Annotated in this window: 15 protein-coding genes; 5 read left to right on the top strand and 10 right to left on the bottom strand. The window is 57.9% G+C overall.

All coding sequences use genetic code 11. From position 1 onward, the window contains the following. The 5 genes from H0V78_12780 to H0V78_12760 all read left to right on the top strand — a co-directional run. Positions 1 to 818, top strand: an 818-nt coding sequence (locus H0V78_12780) for a two-component sensor histidine kinase (protein ID MBA2352614.1), incomplete at its 5' end; no start/stop codon positions are given. Beyond that, a complete protein-coding gene (locus tag H0V78_12775) occupies positions 815 to 2,203 on the top strand; it encodes a sigma-54-dependent Fis family transcriptional regulator (GenBank protein MBA2352613.1) in 1,389 nt (462 codons plus the stop codon). The genes H0V78_12780 and H0V78_12775, both read left to right, overlap by 4 nt. Positions 2,204 to 2,613: 410 nt before the next feature. Next, positions 2,614 to 3,063: a cyclic nucleotide-binding domain-containing protein gene (locus tag H0V78_12770; GenBank protein MBA2352612.1), complete on the top strand. Its 450-nt coding sequence runs from the start codon at positions 2,614 to 2,616 to the stop codon at positions 3,061 to 3,063. Positions 3,064 to 3,137: 74 nt separating this feature from the next. Next, positions 3,138 to 3,890 carry a sulfite exporter TauE/SafE family protein gene (locus H0V78_12765; protein MBA2352611.1) on the top strand — a complete coding sequence of 251 codons (753 nt, stop codon included), beginning with the start codon at positions 3,138 to 3,140 and terminating at the stop codon, positions 3,888 to 3,890. Beyond that, positions 3,883 to 4,938 carry an aminomethyl transferase family protein gene (locus H0V78_12760; GenBank protein ID MBA2352610.1) on the top strand — a complete coding sequence of 352 codons (1,056 nt, stop codon included), beginning with the start codon at positions 3,883 to 3,885 and terminating at the stop codon, positions 4,936 to 4,938. The genes H0V78_12765 and H0V78_12760 overlap by 8 nt, the downstream gene beginning before the upstream one ends. Before the next feature lie 271 nt (positions 4,939 to 5,209). Here the strand turns inward: H0V78_12760 and H0V78_12755 are convergent, their stop codons facing one another. The 10 genes from H0V78_12755 to H0V78_12710 form a co-directional block, all read right to left on the bottom strand. After that, positions 5,210 to 6,880: a formate--tetrahydrofolate ligase gene (locus H0V78_12755; protein MBA2352609.1), complete on the bottom strand. Its 1,671-nt coding sequence runs from the start codon at positions 6,878 to 6,880 to the stop codon at positions 5,210 to 5,212. 41 nt (positions 6,881 to 6,921) lie between these two features. Continuing rightward, positions 6,922 to 9,750, bottom strand: a complete 2,829-nt coding sequence (gene fdhF, locus H0V78_12750; protein ID MBA2352608.1) for a formate dehydrogenase subunit alpha — start codon at positions 9,748 to 9,750, stop codon at positions 6,922 to 6,924. Between the two features lie 19 nt (positions 9,751 to 9,769). Further along, a complete protein-coding gene (locus tag H0V78_12745; GenBank protein ID MBA2352607.1) occupies positions 9,770 to 11,500 on the bottom strand; it encodes an NAD(P)H-dependent oxidoreductase subunit E in 1,731 nt (576 codons plus the stop codon). 117 nt (positions 11,501 to 11,617) lie between these two features. Then, entirely contained in the window at positions 11,618 to 12,520 is a 903-nt protein-coding gene (gene folD, locus H0V78_12740) for a bifunctional methylenetetrahydrofolate dehydrogenase/methenyltetrahydrofolate cyclohydrolase FolD (protein ID MBA2352606.1), read from the bottom strand. 38 nt (positions 12,521 to 12,558) lie between these two features. Next, on the bottom strand, positions 12,559 to 12,759 hold the full coding sequence (locus tag H0V78_12735; GenBank protein ID MBA2352605.1) for a hypothetical protein: 201 nt from the start codon (positions 12,757 to 12,759) through the stop codon (positions 12,559 to 12,561). Between the two features lie 7 nt (positions 12,760 to 12,766). Then, positions 12,767 to 13,672: an ABC transporter ATP-binding protein gene (locus tag H0V78_12730; protein MBA2352604.1), complete on the bottom strand. Its 906-nt coding sequence runs from the start codon at positions 13,670 to 13,672 to the stop codon at positions 12,767 to 12,769. A gap of 40 nt (positions 13,673 to 13,712) precedes the next feature. Next, positions 13,713 to 13,964, bottom strand: a complete 252-nt coding sequence (locus H0V78_12725; GenBank protein ID MBA2352603.1) for a hypothetical protein — start codon at positions 13,962 to 13,964, stop codon at positions 13,713 to 13,715. A 36-nt stretch (positions 13,965 to 14,000) separates the two neighbouring features. Further along, the gene (locus H0V78_12720) at positions 14,001 to 14,816 is read right to left on the bottom strand and encodes an ABC transporter permease (protein ID MBA2352602.1); all 816 of its coding nucleotides are present in this window, start codon (positions 14,814 to 14,816) and stop codon (positions 14,001 to 14,003) included. 3 nt (positions 14,817 to 14,819) lie between these two features. Then, on the bottom strand, positions 14,820 to 15,695 hold the full coding sequence (locus H0V78_12715; GenBank protein MBA2352601.1) for an ABC transporter ATP-binding protein: 876 nt from the start codon (positions 15,693 to 15,695) through the stop codon (positions 14,820 to 14,822). Continuing rightward, complete coding sequence (locus tag H0V78_12710) at positions 15,695 to 16,513, bottom strand: ABC transporter permease (protein ID MBA2352600.1); 819 nt, start codon at positions 16,511 to 16,513, stop codon at positions 15,695 to 15,697. The genes H0V78_12715 and H0V78_12710 overlap by 1 nt, the downstream gene beginning before the upstream one ends. Positions 16,514 to 16,555: the final 42 nt, after the last annotated feature.

Here is a 16,555-nt window from a genome sequence, read left to right as displayed (position 1 = left end):
AAACGGTCGAAGTCGTGCGCGAAACTCCGGGTGGCAAGGCGCATGAGCGGGTACGCGTACATCCCTTGAAAACGGGGGCCTGCATCATCGTGGTCGACGAGTCCAGGCTGCGGGAGCTGGAGCTCGCTCACAGGCAGATGGGTAGACTTGCTTCGATGGGGTTCATGCTAGCGAGTGTTTGCCATGAGGTTGCCAATCCCCTCGCGACTCTCCAATCTACGCTGCAGGTTCTCCAGTCGCAATCGCATATTCCGCCCGCGGCTCTGCAGAACGCGTTGGCCAAGCTGTCGGGTAACGTCGGGCGCGTGCTCGCGATTACTCGAAGGCTCAACGCGTTTTCACGAGTAGACGATAAGTCCCCTATGCGCTTCAACGTGGATTTCGCGATCGACGAAGCGCTCGCATTTTTCCGACAAGAGCGGTGGGGAGTCAACGTGCTAACTGAGCGCCGCTCCGACCCCGAGGGGATTGTTCTCGGTTATCCTGGACGGTTACAGCAGGTCTTTTTCAACATCTTTATGAACGCTGCTCAGGCGATGCAAGGCCGAGGCACGATCATCGTGGTGACTCGACTGGTGGCTCAGCGTTCGGTTGAAGTTACGATCACGGATACCGGCCCCGGAATCGCGCCGGAGGATTTGCCGCGTGTCTTTGAAGCATTTTTCTCGACCAAGGTGGCAGGCGAAGGCACTGGGCTCGGTCTTGCCATCTGCTACGAAATTGTTCATGAGCACGGCGGCGAGATCCGGGTCGAAAACGCTTCTCCGCGCGGCGCGTGCTTCATTATCTCGCTACCTTTCGGAGCTGGGTCTGTATGAACGAAGCACGCGCGGCGCTACGTCCAGGGCGGGTTCTCGTGATCGAAGATGATCGAATCCTGGCCGAAACAATTCAGTCACTCCTGGCAAACCGCGGCCATCAGGCCATGCTCGCCGAGACTGCGGAACGTGGGGTTTGCACAGCGCTTTCCGGCGATTTCGATCTTGTTCTCGCCGATCTCAGGTTGCCCGATGGAAACGGCATAGACGTCATCCGCTCGCTCAAGAGCGCCAACACGGACGCCGCGATTATTCTAATGACGGGCTACTCTTCAGTGGACAATGCGGTGCAAGCGCTGAGGGAAGGCGCGGTCGATTACATCATAAAGCCTTTCAACAACGACGACTTCCTTCATGCGATAGAGCGGGCGCTTGACGAGAAGCGAATGCGCAGGGAAAACGCTACGCTCAAACGCAAACTGAAAAAGAGCTTTTCCATCGACAACATCATCGGGCAGAGCGACGAAGTCAAGAAGATGCTCAGTTACATCCGTCGCGTTGCTCCGACCTCGGCGAGTGTTCTGATCGAAGGCGAGAGCGGGACGGGTAAAGAGTTGGTCGCGCAGGCGATTCATTACGCCAGTGAGCGTCCATATGGACCTTTCGTTCCTCTAAACTGCGGTGCAATACCTGCGGACCTTCTCGAATCGGAGCTATTCGGTCACGAGCGAGGCGCCTATACCGGAGCGACCGCTTCCAGCGAAGGTTTGATCCGCCAAGCCGATGGAGGCACTCTGTTTCTCGACGAGATCTCCGAGCTCGCCCCAAGTCTTCAGGTCAAGCTGCTGCGCGTGCTGCAAGAGAAACAAGTGCGTCCGGTAGGCGGCCATCAAGTATTCGATGCAGACGTTCGCTTCGTAGCCGCGAGCAATCGGGATTTGAAGCGAGCTGTCGACGCCGGCGCATTCCGCGTGGACCTATTTTATCGGCTGAACGTCGTCAACATTCACGTGCCACCTCTGCGCAGCCGCGGAAATGATGTGCAGTTGCTGGCCCAGCATTTTGTCGACCACTACGGCCGCAAGACCGGGCAGCGCGTTTGTGAGATCGGCAAGGATCTGGCGGCATTTTTCATAACTTACCACTGGCCCGGAAATGTTCGCGAGCTTGAGAACTTGATCGAACGTGCGGTTATTTTTGCCGACTCGGAGGTTTTAACTTGTAAAGATCTTCCCGACATGCTTCCACCGACTGTCAGGAAGCCTACCCCGCGCAGCGCGCCCGACAGCCCGCTTTCCATTGAAGAATACATCAAGGACGTTGTCGTACGGTGTCAGGACGGTCACAGTGAAATCGCGCTTGCGAACATGCTGGGCATCGGCCGCAAGGCGCTTTGGGTCAGGAGGCGCCGTTGGGGTCTCTTCAGGAATAGTGCGCATGACTGAAGTGTTCGAGTCGATTGCCAAGGCCTGTTTCACTGCGAAATCATGGCATGTTTCCTTGCGCAAACAGTTTTGCCGTGCCGCTTTTCCAACACAGCTTTCTGCTTGAAAATCAAACGACTGAGAACCGCGGCCCCGATGGTATCTTTAATGCTTTAATCCCGCTGATGCTGGGTTACTGCCTTTATGAGCCCGTTCTACCGTCACCTGCTAAAGACCGAACCAGCCCACTCGGACGCGCAAAAAGTGACGATCGATGTATCACGATCTCGTCCCTGTCATCGAGCAGGGTACAATGGCTGCAGTCGCGGTGTGAAAGAGCGCATCTATCCGGGCACGGAGCACACCGTCTTCATGAAGGAAGAAGAGCTCGCGCGGTTCAGGACATGGCGGGGTGGAAGTAGGGGCACGCCGTGTTAGAACGCCTTGCTCCGCCACTTGATATACTCGCCGAATCCACGTTTTTCGCCGGGTTGAATCGCGAGCAGTCGGGCGCGATCAGAGCGCGCTGCCGAGTGCAGGAGTTCGCGCAGGGTAACCACATCTACGTGCTGGGCGAGCCCGCCGCAGACCTTTACGTGCTTGTCGAGGGAATGGTGCGCTTCGCTCTCTACGTGGGCACCCGGGAGGCCTCCGTCGGCGAAATAATTCGGCGCGGTCAAGTTTTCGGTTGGGCGGCATTGCTCGAAAAACCGCAACCCCGCGTTGCCAGCGCCTTTTGCCTGACGTCCTGCGTGGTCGGGGCACTGAGCGGGCACGAGATGCTGCGGCTGATGGACCAGGATCACAGTCTCGGGTACGCGATTATGAAAAGGCTGAACAAGCTGATTACCGGCGATCTCGCCGCTTTCGCCGCCGGTTGATTGCTTTGCTTAAACCTCTTACCAAGCGCTTGAGCGGGGAAGCCTAGCACGGTGCTGCAGCGCGTTACGTCGCCTTGTTCTACGCCCTGATCGTCATCGCCGGCGTAGTCGGCTTTTTTATCGGCGCCGTTGGCATCGGCGGCGTTCTTCTGATCCCGGCGTTGAATCTTTTGGCGGGGCTTTCCATTCACGAGGCGAGCGCGACCGCGCTCTTCACTTTCCTTTTCACCGGGCTTGTTGGCACCTACGCATTCCATCGGCACGGCAGCATAAGCTGGAAAATCGCGGCTCCGGTCTGCGCAGGCGCTGCTGCGTTTAGTTTCCTCGGGGCGAAGGTGAACTGGATGGTCGACGCGCGGCTGCTCAATCTGATCGTTGCGCTTCTAACCGTCTTCGCTGGCGCATACATTTTTGCCCCGAAGCGGGCATTGGGTAGCGAGCCGGATGGCCGCTCATTACCCCAGCAGTTCCTGCTGCTCGGTGTCGGGGCTATATCGGGGTTTGGGTCCGGGCTCTCGGGAGCGGGCGGCCCGCTGTTTTCGGTTCCTATCATGGTGATGCTCGGGTTTTTTCCGCTCACCGCGATCGGCACGAGTCAGGTGATCCAGATCATTGCCGCCGCATCCGGCTCGCTGGGCAATCTTAGGTACGGCTCGATCGATTTCTCCGTTGCGCTCTGGATTACTGGATTCGAGTTGGCCGGCGTGTTGATCGGGGCGCGCGTTGCCCACGTTGTCAGAATCGAGCGGCTGCGCGCGATGATCGCTGGTCTTTGTATCACCGTCGGAGGCTTCATGCTCGTGAAAACGGTGCTGTTCGATGCTTGATAAATACTTCGAAGCACGCAGCATCGCGCTCGCGCGTTTAGCCGAACAGAGGGTCCCTCTACGCTTCTCAAGCGCCTTGGAGGAACATCTTGCGACGCGACGCATTGCCGGCTTGTTCGATTTTTCTTTCATGGGTTGCTTTGAGGTGACTGGACGCGAAACACTCCAGTTTCTTAACTTCCTGCAGACTCGAAATCTAACCTCGTTAAGGGAAGGACGAGCGTACTACACGCTGCTCTGTAACGAAGAAGGTGCGGTAATAAACGACGCGACAGTCTGGCGCCATCGGCCTCAGCACTTCTGGCTCTTTACTGGCCGGCGCGAGGATTGGCGTCACATCGCCGCTGTCGCGAGCGGCTTTGCCGTCACACTCACCGACCTCTCGGGAAAGTTTGCGATCATGGCCGTTCAGGGACCACGGAGCCAGCTGATTTTGAAACGATGCCTCGACTCGCCTTTACCCGAAGCGTACTTCAGCTTCTCGCGCGCGATAATCTGCAGAGAAAACGCGTGGGTGGTGAGGCTAGGTTACACCGGCGAATGCGGATTCGAGCTGCTGGTACCCGCCGCCGCCGGAGCGAAAGTGTGGGAAGCGCTTCTCGCCGCAGGTAATGGAATCCGCGAATGCGGGTTCGAGGCAGCGAACAGCCTGCGCATCGAAGCCGGCTACATGCTGTTCGCGTGCGAACTCGCCAAACCAGCCACGCCCTACGAACTTTGCTTGGGCCGATTAGTCGCGCTTCCGCGCTCGCCTTTTCTTGGCTCCGCTGCCCTGCAAACGATCCGCTTCAGGCGGCCAGCACGCGCGCTGGCCGGTTTAAGGTTTGGAGGCGCCAGCCGGAAGCGCGAGGGCAACCTGCCGCGCGTTGAAGTGACAAGCCAATGCGATTCGCCAATTTTTGGAGAGAGCCTGGGACTCGGCTTCGTGACCTACACTCAGCGTTTTCCTGGCAGCCTCGTCTACACTGCAGATGGGCGAGTGTCGAGCGTTTCACGGCTCCCGTTCTACGATCCTCTGCGGGCCGTGCCGCGACGCTTGCCCGCGTAAGCCGCAGTCCCCGCCTTGATGATTTGCAGCACCGCGACCCAGAATTCCGGGCTACTGAATTCCATCTACAGGTCGTTCCTGCGCAAGCAGGAATCTCGCACCTATTTCACGCATTTGACGAAAGCGGGAATCTCGTTTTTGGTTGGGAGTCACTCTTGCGGAAGCAGAATCTCCTCGCGAATGCGGGATTCCAGCGTGCGCTGGAATGACGTCTATCTGGAAGCCCTCGTCGCCCGAGAAGATTAGCGGCGAGGGCAATAAGCGAGGGAAGCTAAAACAAACCGATTACCTTGCCCTCGTCAGTCAGATCGATCTTGACCGTCGACGGCACCTTCGGCAGACCCGGCATGGTCATGATGTCGCCGCAGACCATGACAACGAACTCGGCACCTGCGGCAAGCCGCACCTCGCGTATGCCGATGACGTGGCCGGAAGGCGCGCCGCGCAGGCTCGCGTCAGTCGAGAACGAGTATTGGGTTTTTGCTACACACACCGGGTAATGGCCGTAGCCGTCGTCCTGCAGTTTCTTGATCTGTGAGCGCACCTTGGCGTCTGCCGAAACGTCGGCAGCGCCGTAGATTTTTTGCGCGACGGTCTTGATCTTGTCCCACAAGGTGGCGCTGTCTTCGTAGGCAAATTTGAAGTTGGACTTGCCTTTGTCGACGACATCGACAACGGCGCGGGCGAGATCGGCCGCGCCCGCGCCGCCATCCGACCAGTGCTTAGCAAGGACGACCGGCGCGTCTTTCATTTTCTTCTTCAGCAGCGCGACTTCGGCGTCGGTATCGAAAGTGAAATGATTGATCGCGACCACGCACGGTAGGCCGAAATGGTTCGTCACGTTGCTGACGTGGCGTTCCAGATTGGCGATGCCTTTTTCGAGTGCCCCAAGGTTTTCGGTGTTCAACTGCTTCGGATCGACGCCGCCGTGATATTTCAGCGCGCGCATGGTCGCGACGATAACGACCGCTGAGGGGCGCAGACCCGACTTGCGGCACTTGATGTCGATGAATTTTTCCGCGCCCAGATCAGCGCCAAAGCCGGCTTCGGTCACGACGTAATCGGCAAGCTTGAGCGCGGTTTTGGTTGCAATCACGGAATTGCAGCCGTGCGCGATATTGGCGAACGGTCCGCCATGGATGAAGGCTGGATTATTTTCCAGCGTCTGCACCAGGTTCGGCTTCAGCGCATCTTTCAACAGCACGGTCATGGCGCCATGCGCTTGCAGGTCGCGAGCGAGCACCGGTTTCAGTGCGCGCGTATAGGCGACGACGATATTGCCGAGCCGCTCTTTCAGATCCTTCAGCGAGGTGGCCAGGCAGAAAATCGCCATCACCTCGCTTGCTACGACGATGTCGAAACCGTCCTGGCGCGGAAAGCCGTTGCCCGGTCCGCCGAGCGAGCAGGTGATATCGCGCAGCGCGCGATCGTTCATGTCGAGCACGCGCTTCCACGCGATGCGGCGTACGTCGATGCCAAGCTCGTTGCCGTGATGAATGTGGTTGTCGAGCATCGCGGCGAGCAGGTTGTTCGCTAGCTGGATCGCGTTGAAGTCGCCGGTGAAGTGCAGGTTGATGTCTTCCATCGGCACAACCTGCGCATAGCCGCCGCCGGCCGCGCCGCCCTTCATGCCGAATACCGGCCCCAGGCTCGGTTCGCGCAGACATATCACGGCCCTCTTGCCGATCTTGTTCAACGCATCGCCCAGCCCCACCGTCGTCGTCGTTTTGCCTTCGCCGGCCGGTGTCGGGCTGATCGCCGTCACCAGAATCAGCTTGCCGTCGGGCTTGTCCTTCAGGCTGTCGACGTAATCGAGAGACAGCTTGGCTTTGTAATGGCCATAGGGTTCGAGATGCTCGTCGCTGATGCCGAGCCGGTCTTTGGCAATCGCGGCGATGCGCTGCATTTTGGCTTTCTGGGCTATTTCGATATCGGATGGCATAAGGGCTTCCTTCTGAAGGATCACTAACAGCGGATATAAATCTATCTTGGTTCAGCAGTCAAAGCCTCCAAGATCTGCCCGCCGCCAAAACTCGAAACTGGATTCAGTTCACCACCCGCGGTCACCCGCACCGCGCAATATTTGAACTCGGGAATCTTGCCGACGGGATCGAGCGCCGGATTGGTGAGCAAGTTAGCGGCCGCCTCGTAATAGCAAAATGGAACGAAAACTGTACCCACCGGTATGCCATCGAACTGACGCACGTACAGGGTGATCTTGCCACGCCGCGATTCGACGGTAATCACACCTCCAGGCTTGGCGCCGATGCGCTCTAAATCGACCGTGTGCAATGAGGCGATAGCTTGCGGCTCAATCGCATCCAGCACGCCGGCGCGGCGCGTCATGCTTCCGGTGTGCCAATGTTCAAGCTGGCGGCCGGTAATTAGCACCATTGGATATTCGTTGTCTGGCTGCTCGTTGGCGGGCCCGATATCTGCTGGCACAAACCGGGCGCGGCCGGTCTCAGTCGGGAAATCGTAAGTGAAAACAACCGGCTGTCCCGGATCCCCCTCGTTCTCGCACGGAAAGGTTACCGAGCCTTCGCTTTGCAAGCGCTCCCAAGTGATGCCGGCGATGCTCGGCATGGCGCGGCGCATTTCGTTGAACACTTGCGCGACTCCGCTATCGGGGCCTTGATAGTTCCAGTTAAGTCCCAGGCGTCTCGCCACTTCCTGGATGATCCACAAGTCCTGCCGCGCATCGCCCGGCATTTCGAGTGCTTTGCGTCCCAACTGCACCATGCGATCGGTGTTGGTGAAGGTGCCGGTTTTCTCAGGGAACGCCGAGGCCGGGAGAATGACGTCGGCAAGGTAAGCGGTTTCGGTAAGGAATATGTCCTGCACCACGAGCATCTCGAGTCTAGCGAGCGCCGCCCGAGCATGCTCGACGTCGGGATCGGACATCGCCGGGTTCTCGCCCATGATATACATGCCGTGGAGCCTGCCCGCGTGTACCGCGTCCATAATTTCAACCACGGTCAGACCCGGTTTAGGATCGAGCTTGGCGCCCCACAGCTTTTCAAAAGCGCTGCGTACATTCTGATCGTCCACCCGCTGATAATCGGGAAACACCATCGGGATTAGCCCCGCGTCGGAGGCGCCTTGCACGTTGTTCTGCCCCCGAAGGGGATGTAATCCCGATCCGGGACGCCCGACCTGCCCAGTCATCAGGCACAGTGCGATCAAGCAGCGCGCATTGTCGGTGCCGTGCACGTGTTGCGAGATGCCCATGCCCCACATAATCATCGACCCTTTGGAGCATGCGTACAGCCGCGCGACTTCTCTGATCGTTGCCGCGGGCACACCGCAAATCGGTGCCATAGCCTCCGCGCTGTAGGGGGCGACGTTGGCTTTTAGCGCTTCGAAGTCTAGCGTGCGCTTGGCGATGAAGTCTTCATTCACCCAGCCCTCGCTGATAATCGTGTGCATCATCGCGTTCAGAAACGCGATGTCGGTATCGGGTTTGAGTTGCAGATAATGGGTCGCCAAGCGCGCCAACTCGAAGCGCCGGGGATCGACGACGATCAGCGTAGCCCCGTTTTTCACCGCGTTCTTGATAAAGGTCGCAGCAACCGGATGATTGACTGTGGGATTGGCGCCAATGATGAAAATCACTTCCGCTTTCAGCACGTCCGACACCTGGTTCGATACCGCGCCCGAGCCTATTCCTTCGAGCAAGGCTGCAACACTCGAAGCGTGGCAAAGCCGGGTGCAATGATCCACGTTGTTGGTGCCGAATCCCGTGCGCACGAGCTTCTGGAACAGATAGGCTTCCTCGTTGCTGCCTTTCGCCGAGCCGAAACCGGCGAGCGCCTGCGAACCTTTTTCGTCGCGGATTCTCTTGAGCCCGGATACCGCCACTTCGAGCGCCTCTTCCCAACTGGCCTCGCGAAATACGGCGCTGGCGTGGTCCGGATCCATCGTGAAATCGCCCGTTTTCTCCGCGCCGGCCTTGCGGATCAGCGGCTTGGTCAGGCGCTGTTTGTGGTGCACGTAGTCGAAGCCATAGCGGCCTTTCACGCATAGCCGATTGTGGTTGGCCGGGCCATCGCGGCCTTCGACATGCAGGATTTTGTTGTCCTTGATGTGATAGGTCAGATGGCAACCGACGCCGCAATACGGACAGAGCGAATCAACTTTCTTGTCGGGCTCGATCATGCCCACACCTCGCGCAGGCATCAGCGCCCCGGTCGGACACGCTTGCACACATTCGCCGCAGGCGACACAAGTGCTAGTGCCCATTGGATCGCCCAAGTCGAAGACGATTTCCGAGTGGTGCCCGCGAAACGCGTAGCCGATCACGTCGTTTACTTGCACTTCGCGGCAAGCGCGAACGCAGCGAGTGCATTGAATGCACGATTCGAGATTGACCGCGATCGCCGGGTGAGAAATGTCTGGTGGAGGATTGTCGCGAGGAGCAAACCGCGGCTGGCCAAGCTTGAGTTCTTTCGCCCAGTCATCCAGCTCCGAATTCAAAGTGTGCTTCGACGCCGGCATGTCAGAAAGCAGGAGTTCCAGCACCATTTTCTGCGAGGTGCGTGCGCGCTCGTTTTCAGAAAACACTTCCATTCCAGCGGTGGGGGCGCGGCAGCACGACGGAGCGAGTACACGTTCGCCCTTGATTTCCACCATGCACGCGCGGCAATTGCCGTCAGGACGATAGCCTTTGAGATAGCACAGGTGCGGAATCTTGACACCGTGACGCTTCGCCGCCTCGATGATGGTCTCGTCGCTGAAACCGGATATCGTCCTGCCGTTCAGTTCGAATTCGACGACTTGAGGTTTTACCACGGCTTCGATTGGAGCGTTCATACTTACTCTTGGGTCATCATCAAAAAGCAGATCCTTTGTCGTGCCGCGCCTGAGGATGCGTGGTCACCTCGTGAGAAAAATATTTCAGCACGCAGCGGATTGGATTGGGCGCCGCCTGGCCGAGACCGCAGATGGAAGCATCCGCCATTGCAGTTGAGAGTTCTTCGAGCAGCTCACGGTTCCAGCGTTTTTCCTGCATGAGCTTGACCGCTTTCGAAGTGCCCACCCGGCAGGGAGTGCACTTGCCGCATGACTCGTCCTCGAAAAAGCGCATGACGTTGACCGCTGCATCTCTGGCCCGGTCCTGGTCCGACAGGATCATCACCGCCGCGGAGCCGATAAAACAACCATGCGGGTTGAGTGTGTCGAAGTCGAGCGGAATGTCGCCCATGCTCGCGGGGAGTATTCCCCCTGATGCGCCGCCCGGCAAATACGCGTAGAAGGTATGACCCGGAAGCATTCCACCGCAATATTCGTCAACCAACTCGCGCATGGTGATTCCCGCCGGCGCGAGATGGACGCCTGGCTTCTGTATTCGTCCGCTCACTGAAAAAGAGCGCAGTCCCTTGCGCCCGTTGCGTCCCTGCGCGGAAAACCATGCCGCACCTTTTTCAAGAATGTCGCGCACCCAGTGCAACGTTTCCATGTTGTGCTCGAGAGTCGGCCGGTTGAACAGCCCCACTTGCGCGAGGTAGGGGGGACGAAGCCTCGGCATTCCCCGCTTGCCCTCAATGGATTCGATCATCGCTGACTCTTCTCCGCAGATGTAGGCGCCAGCGCCGCGGCGGAGGTAAATCTTCGGCAGTTGACAGGGCGGATCGGGTTGCAGCGCGATAAGCTCTTTTTCCAGAATCTGCCGGCAACCCGCATATTCGTCGCGCAGATAGATGTAGATCTCGTCGATTCCCACCGCCCAGGCCGCGATCAGCATGCCTTCGAGAAAACGGTGCGGGTCGCGCTCCAGATACCAGCGATCCTTGAAGGTCCCGGGCTCGCCTTCGTCAATGTTGATCGCCATAAGCCTCGGGGCCGGCTCGGCGCGGACGATGCGCCACTTACGGCCCGCCGGAAAACCCGCGCCCCCCAATCCTCGCAGCGCGGAATCTTCGAGCGTCTTGATCACGTCTTCTTTCTGCCGCTTGCCGGACACGCATTCGACCAGAGTTCGATACCCACCTTGTTCCCGGTATTGCCGGTAATCGATGTAGGGGGCGACCGGAGCCTTGACCGCTTTCCTGGTGAGCGCCAATTGCACGCGAGCGAAATCGGCGCGATCGATCGGGTTCTGCCCGACCACCGCCACTGGCGCCGATTCACACCTTCCCACGCATGGCGCCGTGATCACCCTCACATTGTTCCCCGCCTGTTGTTGCAGGGCGTGAAAGAGGTTTTTCGCTCCGGCGAGCTCGCACGAGAGCGAATCGCAAACGCGAACCGTGATTTCAGGCGGCGCCTTGTCGCCTTCTTTGATCACATCGAAGTGATGATAAAAGGTTGCGACCTCGTAGACTTCGGTCATCGCAAGCTTCATTTCTTCCGCAAGCGCAACAATATGTCCTGCGGAAATATGGCCGTAGCGGTCTTGAATCTTGTGCAGGTGCTCAATCAACAAATCACGCTGCCGGGACTCGTTCCCAAGCAAGGCTTTGATTTCCTCGCGCGAACGCGCATCGGTGATGCGGCCTTTGCGTTTGCCGCTGGCTTTTTTCAAATTGCGGGTATCGAGTTTGATTGGCGCTGTTGTCGACATAAGGGGTGACGTCAATTTGCACTACCGAGGCTTACACCATTCAAGGCAAGGGGTGGCAATTTTACTTGCCCGCCTGGTACCTTCGAAAGTTCGATCTCGCGGTCGGGGGCTTGCACATCAGACGAGCGCAGGCTGCATGACGCTGGTCGCCCGACCCCACTCACTCGCCTTTGCCGCCTGACGCTCAGCCGCCTGCACCGTGTTCCAGATCAGCATACTGACAGTCATCGGCCCAACTCCGCCGGGAACCGGAGTGATATAAGAGGCTTTTTCCTTCACCGCCTCGAAATCGACGTCGCCCACCAACCTCCCGTCCGGCAGCCGATTGATCCCGACATCGATCACGACCGCGCCGGTTTTGACCATAGATGCGTTGATGAGATTAGGCCTACCGGCAGCAACCACAAGAATATCCGCGAGGATCGTAAACTGCGCCAAGTCTCGTGTTTTGACGTGACATAAACTGACCGTGGCTTCCTTTTGCAGCAGCATGAGCGCCATCGGTTTGCCGACGATATTGCTTGCCCCCACTACCACGACATTCTGTCCAGCAATCTGTATCTTCGAATACTCAAGTAGCAGTTGTACTCCCAGAGGGGTGCACGGCGGAAATACGGAGTTGCCGATCATCAATCCGCCAACGTTGTACTGATTAAATCCATCCACGTCCTTATCTTGGGCAATCGCCTCGAGAACCCGGCGCATATCGAGATGCGATGGCAGCGGAAGCTGGACGATCATTCCGTGGATTTCCGGATTGATGTTGAGCGCGGCGATCCGGGCAAGCACCTTGCCCTGGTCGGCGTCGGTTGGGAACTCGTGGACTTCGGAGAGCACGCCGACTTCGGCGCAAGCCGTGATCTTTTTGCCCACGTAGGCCCTGGACGCCGGATTGTCTCCTATGATGACAACCGCAAGCCCCGGCACGACCCCAAGCGTCTTCAGTCGCACTACGCGAGTCTTGATGTCTGCTCTAACCTGTTTGGCGACGGCGACGCCGTCAATAATCGTTGCGGTCATATATGCAGAAGTAAGGTTGACGATTAAAGATGCAGAATTTAGGTTGCCGAAGAGACGAGCCCGGAAACAATGAAAAGTACAATGCTAATTCCCATAAGGAAGTAACCAGTCAGATTGATGCGCTTTGCTGTTTCTTCGCTGACCTTGTGTTTGGACTGAAGTACCGACGCCAGTAGTGATAACACCGCCCCGAGGACAGCCAAGCCAACCACCATTTCGCGCGCGAGCAGCCATTTCATTGCCTTGTCATTTCACGCCGCGCTTCGAATAAGCCTCGACAAAATCGGCTGCGGCCTTGCTGCCGCCCGCGAACGATTTCATGGCCTCTTCGTGCAGCAACGATAGCGCTTGCATTTTTACTTCATTCGCCCGATCGTTTTCGACGAGGTCGACAAGCTTGCGCGGGCGCGGCACGTTTACTTCCAATGTCGTCCGCACGCGCGTCGGAATATTCGTCATGATGAGTATCCGGTCGGCGAGGAAAATCGCCTCATCGATATCGGTGGTAACGAAAAAATTGGTGCGCCGGGATTCCTCATACAACCCACCGTAGTATTCCCACATGAGTTTCTTCGACATGTCATCAAGGCCTCTAAAAGGCTCGTCGAGAATCATGATCCGGGGATTGTTAATCATCGCGCGCGCGAGCTCCGCCCTTCGCTGCATGCCGCCAGAGAGCTGCGGCGGATACTTTTTCCGGAATGCCTTGAGGCCCACCTTGTCCAGCAGGAACTCGGCCATGTTCCGCGCCTCGCTCGTGGCCTCGCCCCGCGCTCTCGGGCCGTACATGATGTTGTCGTAGGTAGTCATCCACGGGAAAAGCGCACTCTCCTGGAACACCACCAACCGGTCACGGCTAGGGCCGGTAACCGGTTTCCCATCCAGAGCAATGCTGCCGCTGGTAGGTTTTTCAAAACCAGCAAGCAACCGAATCAGGGTGCTCTTGCCGCACCCGGAGGGGCCGATCATCACGGTGAGCTTGCCGCGCTCAACGGTAAACGAACAATCTGTTACGACATCTTTCTTGAGATGGGCGCCGCCATAGGACTTGGAAACGTTCTTGACTTCAATTTGTCCGGCCTCGACCTGCTGTTGCGCGACTGCCGCTGCCTTTGCACTGGCGGCCTGCGTCTGAGTTGCGGGATTTGCCATGTTTTGTCCGGATAGATTCAGTTTGAAGATCTTAGCAGCACTACTTCGGCGCTTTCGCGACGTCCTGCGCCTTGATGGTACCGAGGGGCAGTGGAGCGCCTGCGTCCTTGGCCACTTTGCGGGCGACGGTGTCATCGATAGCGCCAGCTGGCGCTTTGTCGATGTCGATGACCTTGGTCTCATGGAGATACCCCACGGTTAGCTTGACCGGTTCTGCTGCAATGGCCGTTTGCACGATGGCGGTCCACGCCAACGCCAGCATTGCGACTGAAACTTTCAATGCGCTGACCACACTAGCCTCCGAAACAATTAACGAGTTGTAGCACTGCTAACGGCGCAGCCACGGGGTGAATAGGCCACCGAACATGCGCAGCAGCTCGCTACAGATGTAGCCCGCGATACCGATGCTGATCATGCCAACGACGATTTGCTCATAGGAACCGCCGACATACGAATTCCAGATGAAAAATCCTAAACCGCCGCCAGAACCCGACTGTCCTCCTCCCCCGGAAATCATTTCGGCGGCGACTACCACCTCCCAGGTGATTCCCATCCCGACCGCCGCGCCCACCACGATGGATGGCAGCGATCCTGGGAGCACAACGCGGCGGAAGATGTCCCATTGTGAGGCGCCCATCGCTTGAGCCGACTGGAAATAGCGCCCATCGATCGATTTCGCTCCACCGAGCACGTTTATCACAACAGTAAAGAAAGCCCCCAAAAATGTGACAAAGGCGATCGAGAGCTCCGCCGTAGGCCAAAAGATGATGGCGGCGGGGACCCATGCGAGCGGTGGGATCGGCCTTAACACTTCAAAGACAGGGAAGGCGACGCCATGGAAGCCGCGGCTCACTGCCATTGCGAGGCCGAACGGAATGCCGACTACCATCGCCATGGTAAATCCCCCCAGCACTCGAAGGAGGCTCAGGTACCAGCTTTGCCAGTATCCAGAATCGCCGAGCAGGCCGAACCATACAGCCACGACCGCGGTCGGCGCGGGCACTTGACCGATCCAGGGAAATGGGAAGCCGAACCACTCTTTCGAACGCGAGCCAATTTCCCACAAGACTAGAAAAGCAACGATGGAAAAGACGGCGCGAGCGACACTTCCGCCTTCGTGCTTGGGTGCTAATCCGCCTGCCATCTGTTAACCCTCCTTCTCGCCCAGTTGAAAAGCTTTGAGCGCCTCTTCGTGAACCGCGTCGGTGGTTTCATCTATCAACTCGCGAAAACGCTTGCTGGTCAGCACGCTGTAATCGCGCGGGTGGGGGATATCCACTTCCAGCAGCTTTTTCGGCTTGCACGGACGTGTGGTCATGATGACAAGACGATGGCCGAGAAAAATCGCTTCTTCCAGATCGTGTGTGATGAAGAAGATGGTGACCCGGTTTTTGTAATAAATCTCGAGCAGGGCCTCGTGCATGACGGATTTAGTAAGCGAATCCAGGGCGCGGTATGGTTCGTCGAATAACAATACCTTTGGGTTGTTCATCAATGCCCGCACGATCTCAACCCGGCGCCGCAGTCCCGAAGACACTTCCCCCGGGTAATTGTGTTCAGACCCTGAGAGCCCGGCATCGGCCATCATGCTGCGGGCTTTGTCATTCACCTCCTTTTTGCTTAGCTTGCCTTGCATTAGAGGGCCGAACGCGACATTTTCCAAGTTAGTTTTCCATGGAAACAGGGCGCCGTTCTGAAACACCACGATTCGGTCGGAACCGGGTTCAGCTTTCGGCTTGCCAGGTCCGCACAGCAACTCGCCGTCCATATGGATGCTTCCAGAGCTGATACTGTGGAATCCAGCGATGGCGTTTAACAGCGTGGTTTTGCCGCAGCCCGAAGGTCCTACGATCATGCAGATCTCGCCAGCGCCGATATCGAGTGAGCAGTGATCGACCGCCATCACCGCCGCGCCCTCAGGATCATAGATCTTGACCACATCGTCGATGCGAATAGCACCTAGCCTCGCGGAAGAGGAAGTCGCCACCCGCGAAGTGACTGGATCCAAGCGTTGTGCCTGCATCACCGGTTCCCCAATGCCAGCTCACGAAGGCGCCACTGCATCATGTAATCTCCTGCAAAGCGCACCATCGCGCTCGTGATGTAGCCGACTGCGCCGAGCGTGATCATGCCGATCACGATGGTTGGATAGCGCACCATTGTATATGAAGTGTTGATTACGTAACCGAGGCCAAACTGTCCCGAGACCATTTCTGCCGCGACGAGGGAGAACCAGGCTACCCCGATTGAAATCTGCAGCCCGGTAAAGATGAATGGCATGGCGCCCGGAACGATGACCTGGCGGAATGTCTGCCAGCGACTCGCCCCGAGGCAGTACGCTGCGCGGGTATAAGATTCGTCAATCGATTCCACGCCCAGCATCGTGTTGAGCGCAGTAGCAAAGAACGAGGCCAGGAATGTAAGAAAGATGACCGGGGTTTCGGTGCCGATAAACATGATGATGGAAAGCGGCACCCAGGCCAGAATCGGAATCGGCCGTAGCACCTCGAAAAGCGGGAACACGTAATCGCGAAAGGTTTTTGACCAGCCCAGAAACAGGCCTAACGGAACTCCAAGCGCAGTCGCGAGCAGGAACGAGATCGCGACCCTGCGAACACTCACCCAGATGTGCTCGTAATATTCCGGAATGTAGAGGGAGAGACCGTACGTCGGATCTTTGCTCACCCATTCCTTCACCACCGTAGTGAGCCCCGGCATGTCCTCGAAACGCGGCAGCCGCAAGACTTCCACCGCGATGTACCAAAAGCCCAGAAACAATGTGATGCCGAGCAGCATCAGATAGGGGTTCGGACTTTTCAGCCACTCCGATACCCTATACATCGTGAGCCCAAGTCCGCTCGGCTGGGCTATCTGGTCTCGCCG

Source organism: Burkholderiales bacterium, assembly GCA_013695435.1.
In the GTDB taxonomy this organism is placed as follows: Bacteria; Pseudomonadota; Gammaproteobacteria; order Burkholderiales; family JACMKV01; genus JACMKV01.
The sequence above is the reverse complement of the archived record's forward strand: the minus strand, read 5'-3'. Positions and strand labels throughout refer to the sequence as shown.

Bases quoted from the DNA above. Each gene is read 5' to 3' on its own strand.
- H0V78_12775 (MBA2352613.1), top strand. From the start codon at position 815: ATGAACGAAGCACGCGCGGCGCTACGTCCAGGGCGGGTTCTCGTGATC.
- H0V78_12760 (MBA2352610.1), top strand. From the start codon at position 3,883: ATGCTTGATAAATACTTCGAAGCACGCAGCATCGCGCTCGCGCGTTTA.
- H0V78_12755 (MBA2352609.1), bottom strand. From the start codon at position 6,880: ATGCCATCCGATATCGAAATAGCCCAGAAAGCCAAAATGCAGCGCATC.
- fdhF (MBA2352608.1), bottom strand. From the start codon at position 9,750: ATGAACGCTCCAATCGAAGCCGTGGTAAAACCTCAAGTCGTCGAATTC.
- H0V78_12745 (MBA2352607.1), bottom strand. From the start codon at position 11,500: ATGTCGACAACAGCGCCAATCAAACTCGATACCCGCAATTTGAAAAAA.
- folD (MBA2352606.1), bottom strand. From the start codon at position 12,520: ATGACCGCAACGATTATTGACGGCGTCGCCGTCGCCAAACAGGTTAGA.
- H0V78_12735 (MBA2352605.1), bottom strand. From the start codon at position 12,759: ATGAAATGGCTGCTCGCGCGCGAAATGGTGGTTGGCTTGGCTGTCCTC.
- H0V78_12730 (MBA2352604.1), bottom strand. From the start codon at position 13,672: ATGGCAAATCCCGCAACTCAGACGCAGGCCGCCAGTGCAAAGGCAGCG.
- H0V78_12720 (MBA2352602.1), bottom strand. From the start codon at position 14,816: ATGGCAGGCGGATTAGCACCCAAGCACGAAGGCGGAAGTGTCGCTCGC.
- H0V78_12715 (MBA2352601.1), bottom strand. From the start codon at position 15,695: ATGCAGGCACAACGCTTGGATCCAGTCACTTCGCGGGTGGCGACTTCC.
- H0V78_12710 (MBA2352600.1), bottom strand. From the start codon at position 16,513: ATGTATAGGGTATCGGAGTGGCTGAAAAGTCCGAACCCCTATCTGATG.